This is a genomic window from Gordonia sp. i37, assembly GCF_002043085.1.
In the GTDB taxonomy this organism is placed as follows: Bacteria; Actinomycetota; Actinomycetes; order Mycobacteriales; family Mycobacteriaceae; genus Gordonia; species Gordonia polyisoprenivorans.
Genome location: NZ_MVPX01000424.1, coordinates 1 through 393 on the forward strand (window position 1 = coordinate 1; position 393 = coordinate 393).

Sequence of the window (393 nt, forward strand, 5' to 3'; positions counted from 1 at the left end):
GATGTCGAGGTTCGCCGAGATCTCCAACCGGCCGTCGTCGGTGATGCGGTCGGTGTAGGAGTTGATCGACTTGTCCTCCGCAGCAGGCAACCCACCAGGCGTTTCGGCCGCCAACTCGTTCCCCAACTGCCGCGAGTAGAGATTGATCTCGGCGGGGGTGAAACCGGCAAAGTAATGCGACAGCAGCTTCCGCAGGTATTCACAACGTTGGACGGTGTCCATAGGTTCGGGGCATCGGGTGTCGATGTGCGCCAGCCCGCGGACGATGGCATCGGTGTGTTCGGACGAGATGGACCCATCCGCCGCGTGCGCCAACAACAGGTCGACATCGGTGGTGGCGGCGACCCGCACATACCGACCTGCGACGGCGGGTGCGCAACCCATGCTGATCAA

At 62.8% G+C, this 393-nt stretch carries 1 pseudogene; it reads right to left on the bottom strand.

Annotated features, from left to right (window positions below):
* A pseudogene (locus B1964_RS21070) lies at positions 1–393 on the bottom strand (HNH endonuclease); the annotation flags it as partial.